Genomic DNA, 4,393 nt, shown 5'->3' with positions numbered 1-4,393 from the left:
CCGCCCCCAACGCACCCTGTCGCCGCCGTTATCGCCAAGATGATTAAGCAGTTGCAGGGCCAAACACAGCGCGTCCGCCGCCGGATAGAGCAACGGCGATTCGCCGTGCAGCGCCAGCAAGAACCGCCCCACGGGCTCCGATGAGGCCCGGCAGGCGGCCACCGCCGCGCCGAAATCCTCCGGTAAATCACCGCGCGCATCGGCTTCGAAGGCCGGCAGCAGCGCGTCCAGCGCAGCAAAAGCGGGCGGGCAGAAGGCCAGCGCGCCCAAAGCCTCGGCCTGCACCTGGGATAGGCCCGCAAGCCGCTGTTCGACACTCAAAGCCGGGTCAGGTGTATCGGCCCAATCGTCGGCGGCGCGCGCGAACCGATAGAAGGCCAAAATCGCCGTCCGCTCCCGTCCGGCAAGCCAGCGCAGGGCAACCGGGAAGGACTCCTGTTTTGGATTTTTGCCCTTTCGGCGGGGTCGGGACACGGCAAGACCGAGGGAAGGGGCGCTCATGGGGCAGCATTATAGCACTCCAGCGCGCGCCCGTCCCTGTTTTGCCTCTTGTTTGCCGCAATCCCTTGTGCAGTATGCCGTGAGACGCCGGGCGCGTTCCGGTTACGCCATCGCCGATCCAAAGGATCCTTGGACCATGTTGTTTGCTTCTTCCCGCACCCCGTTCCTTGCCGGCTCATGCTGTCGGCGGCGCTTCTCGTTGCAGCCCCGGTTTCGGCGCAAACGATCGGCGAGTTTTTGAAGCAACCCGCCGCCAAGGATGACCCGGTGATCGCCCGCGCCGGGACCATTGACATTCGCCGCTCAGACCTCGTGCGCTCGCTCGACGGGCTGCCGCCGCAGGTGCAGCAGATGCCGATGCAAACCGTCTATCCGCTGATTCTCGACCGTCTGGTCGACGGCAAGCTGATCGCCGGTGCCGCGCGCGCCCAGAAGCTGAACGACGATCCCGAAGTGAAGCGCAAACTGGCGGACTACGAAGATCGCGTCGTCCAGGAAATCTACCTGAACCGCGCCGTCGCGGCGAAGGTGGACGATAAGGCGCTGGAAGCGCGCTATCAGCAGTTCCTGAAAGATAATCCGCAGCAGGAAGAAGTGCGCGCGCGCCATATCCTCGTAGCGAGCGACGTGGTTGCCAAAGAAATCATTGCCGAGCTGAAAAAAGGCGGCGATTTCGCGGCCCTAGCCAAAGCCAAATCAACCGATGGGTCGGCCAAAGAAGGCGGCGATTTGGGCTTCTTCACCCGCGAAGACATGGTGCCGGAATTCTCCGAAGCCGCCTTTGCCCTGAAGCCGAATGAATTCACCCAAGAGCCGGTGAAAAGCCAGTTCGGCTGGCACGTGATTAAGCTGGAACAGCGCCGCCAGACGGCAGCCCCGGCGCTCGCGGACGTGCGCGACCAACTCACCTCGGAAATGTCGCAGGAAATGATTACCAAGATCGTGGAAGACCTGCGCAAGACCGCGAAAATCGAAAAATTCGATATCGACGGCAAGCCGCTGCCCGCCGCCCAATAATTTAGCCGCGAAAGCCCTAACCGATGGCAAAGCTCGTCTCGCCGCTCGCCCCTGCTGCGTTTCCCACTCTGCTGCCGATTGCGGGCGTCCGCCTCGCCTCCGGGGCGGTCGGGGTGCGCTATTCGGGCCGAACCGATGTGTTTCTGGCGGAACTTGCCGCCGGAACCACGGTTGCGGGGGTCTATACGAAGTCGCTCACCCGCTCGGCCCCGGTCGATTGGTGCCGGGACGCGCAAAAAGGCGGCACCGCGCGGGCGATTGTGGTGAATTCCGGCAACTCCAACGCCTTTACCGGCAAAGCCGGGTGGGCCTCGGTCGAACGCACGGCAACCGCCGCCGCCGCCCTCTTAGGCTGCAAACCGTCCGAAGTCTTCATCGCCTCGACGGGCGTGATCGGCGAGCCGCTGCCCGATCACAAGATTACCGACGGACTGCCCGCCATTGCGCAAACCCTGGCCGATGACGCGTGGCAAGCCGCCGCCGAAGCCATTATGACCACCGATACCTTCCCGAAAGCCGCCACGGCAACCGCCACCATCGATGGCGTTGCCGTGCGCATCAACGGGATCTGCAAGGGCTCGGGCATGATTGCGCCGGATATGGCAACCATGCTCGGCTTCCTCTTCACCGACGCCGCGATTAGCGCCGACGCGCTGCAAGCCCTGCTCGCCCCGGCGTCGGACAAAAGCTTCAACTGCATCACGGTTGATAGCGATACCTCCACCTCCGATACGGTGGTTCTCTGCGCGACCGGCAAGGCCGGAAACGCCGCGATCACCGATGCCGCCGATCCGCGCGCCGAAAGCTTCCGCGCGGCGCTCGAAGCCGTGTGCACCGATCTCGCCCAACAGCTCGCCCGCGACGGCGAAGGCGCCCAGAAGTTCGTCACTGTCGATGTGGACGGCGCGGTTTCGGACGCCTCGGCAAAAGTGGTGGCGCTCGCCATCGCCAATTCGCCCCTGGTGAAAACCGCCATCGCTGGGGAAGACGCCAATTGGGGCCGCGTTGTTATGGCGGTCGGCAAGGCCGGGCAACCGGCGGACCGCGATAAGCTCTCGATCTGGTTCGGCGGCTATAGCGTGGCGCACGAGGGCCAGCGCGTCGAAGGCTATGACGAGGCCCCGATCAATGCCCATATGCAGGGTAAAGAGGTGCACCTGAAGGTCGATCTTGGCCTCGGCAGCGGCACCGCCCGCGTCTGGACCTGCGATCTGACCCACGGCTATATCGATATCAATGGCAGCTATCGGAGCTGATCCGCTGCTGCCGCAGCCGATCCTCGACACCGCGCGTCTGCGCCTCCGGCCCCTGCGGCCGGGGGATTTGGCGGTTATTACCAAACTCGCCAATGATCCCGATATTTCGGACCGCACCGCCGCGATTCCGCACCCCTATAAGCCGTATCACGCCGAATATTGGCTGACTAATAGCCGGGCGGAGCGCGAGCGCGGCGAGGCCGTGACCTACGCCATCGCGCTGAAAGATAGTGATGAGTTCATCGGCGGCGTTTCGCTCACGCTCATGTCGGGGGCTGAACGGTCCATTCTGCTCGGCTATTGGCTGGGGCGGGACTATTGGCGCTTAGGCTATGCGACCGAAGCCGTGCGCCGCGCCCTGCATTTCATCTTCACCGATCTCGACCGCGTCTCGGCCTATGCCCTGGTGCTGCCGGGCAATGAGGCGTCCTTGGGCGTGCTCGACAAGCTCGGGTTCGAGCCCTGCGGCATCGAAAACCTCCCCGCCGAGGAGCGTTGTCGCCCGGCTTTCGGACGCCGCGTCGCGCGCGCCGATTTCCTCGCGGCGCAACCCGTGAAACGCACCCTCTTCGTGGTCGCCGCCGCGCTGATCGACGGCGACGGGCGGGTGCTGCTGGCCCAACGCCCCGAGGGGAAAGCTCTGGCCGGGCTCTGGGAGTTCCCCGGCGGTAAAGTGTCCGAGGGCGAGACTCCGGAAGCGGCCCTCGTGCGCGAGTTGAAGGAGGAGCTGGGGATTTCCGTCCGCCCCTCGTGCCTAGCACCCTTCGCCTTCGCCTCGCACACCTACCCGGATTTCCACCTGCTGATGCCGCTCTACCTCTGCCGGGTGTGGGAGGGCGAGCCGCACGGCCACGAAGGCCAAGCCCTCGCCTGGGTCCGCCCAACGCGCCTGCACGATTTCGCCATGCCGCCCGCCGATGTGCCGCTGGTGGCGCAGTTGCGGGCGATGCTGTAGGCGCCTCACCCCTCCGCCAGATCATCCTTGCCGAGTTTCAGCGTCGGGCGCTGGATGTCACTCACCCCGACTTCCGCCTGAAGTTGGGTCAGCGAGCGGATATGGGCCGTGAAAATCCGCATCAGCGCGCGGATCAACTTATCGCTGCGCCCGAGGCGGTATTGAAAATATTCGCGCGGAAAAAACGCGGCAGACGGTGGGTTCGATCGCCCGGACAGAAGCGCTGCGCCGGTCGCCATCCACCAAGGCCATTTCACCGAAAATTCCGTCCTTCTTGATGTAGCCGATAATAATTTCGGCACGCCCTTTATTCTTAAAGACCTCAACGGTCCCACTTTCGATCAAATAAAAAGAATTACCAACCTCGCCCTCTTCGACGATAACATCATTTGTATCGTATAATCGACGACCAACCAGAGGAACTTGTTTGCGCATAGGTCAATACTTCTCGGTAAAGTAGTCAAGGAAATTACCATACTCGATAGTCGTGCGGCAAGTCTGCTTAGACCTCAAAACACTCACCCGAGGGGGATTTTTAAAAACCTTACCTTCCCTCTAATCGTCCAACACATCATTTTGCGTGAATATATAGTTTGGTCGCTGCACTTCCCCCGCCCCAACGTCGGCTTGTAGCTGCGTCAACGAGCGGATATGCCCCGTGAAA

Annotated in this window: 6 protein-coding genes and 1 pseudogene; 4 read left to right on the top strand and 3 right to left on the bottom strand. The window is 62.8% G+C overall.

The window, feature by feature from the left end; all coding sequences use genetic code 11:
• Window positions 1-501, bottom strand: a 501-nt coding sequence (locus tag VZ95_RS07960; RefSeq protein ID WP_045775378.1) for a squalene/phytoene synthase family protein, incomplete at its 3' end; no start/stop codon positions are given.
• Between the two features lie 129 nt (window positions 502-630).
• On the opposite strand from VZ95_RS07960, the gene VZ95_RS07955 reads away from it, so the two are divergent.
• The 4 genes and pseudogenes from VZ95_RS07955 (at window position 631) to mutT (ending at window position 3,729) form a co-directional block, all read left to right on the top strand.
• Entirely contained in the window at window positions 631-1,518 is an 888-nt protein-coding gene (locus VZ95_RS07955; RefSeq protein WP_084627649.1) for a peptidylprolyl isomerase, read from the top strand.
• A gap of 23 nt (window positions 1,519-1,541) precedes the next feature.
• Window positions 1,542-2,774, top strand: a complete 1,233-nt coding sequence (gene argJ, locus VZ95_RS07950) for a bifunctional glutamate N-acetyltransferase/amino-acid acetyltransferase ArgJ (RefSeq protein WP_045775377.1) — start codon at window positions 1,542-1,544, stop codon at window positions 2,772-2,774.
• Window positions 2,755-3,222 (top strand): annotated as a pseudogene (locus tag VZ95_RS29715) (GNAT family N-acetyltransferase); the annotation flags it as partial. The gene argJ and the pseudogene VZ95_RS29715, both read left to right, overlap by 20 nt.
• Window positions 3,223-3,327: 105 nt before the next feature.
• The gene (gene mutT / locus VZ95_RS29710) at window positions 3,328-3,729 is read left to right on the top strand and encodes an 8-oxo-dGTP diphosphatase MutT (protein WP_456297684.1); all 402 of its coding nucleotides are present in this window, start codon (window positions 3,328-3,330) and stop codon (window positions 3,727-3,729) included.
• A gap of 5 nt (window positions 3,730-3,734) precedes the next feature.
• Here mutT and VZ95_RS28085 read toward each other — a convergent pair whose 3' ends face one another.
• Both VZ95_RS28085 and VZ95_RS22895 read right to left on the bottom strand, forming a co-directional pair.
• Complete coding sequence (locus VZ95_RS28085) at window positions 3,735-3,866, bottom strand: hypothetical protein (protein WP_269747079.1); 132 nt, start codon at window positions 3,864-3,866, stop codon at window positions 3,735-3,737.
• A gap of 1 nt (window position 3,867) precedes the next feature.
• Window positions 3,868-4,164 carry a cyclic nucleotide-binding domain-containing protein gene (locus tag VZ95_RS22895; RefSeq protein WP_084627648.1) on the bottom strand — a complete coding sequence of 99 codons (297 nt, stop codon included), beginning with the start codon at window positions 4,162-4,164 and terminating at the stop codon, window positions 3,868-3,870.
• Window positions 4,165-4,393 lie beyond the last annotated feature (229 nt).

The sequence above is a fragment of the Elstera litoralis genome, assembly GCF_000963705.1.
Taxonomy (GTDB): domain Bacteria; phylum Pseudomonadota; class Alphaproteobacteria; order Elsterales; family Elsteraceae; genus Elstera; species Elstera litoralis.
This window is presented reverse-complemented; position numbering and strand designations above follow the sequence as displayed.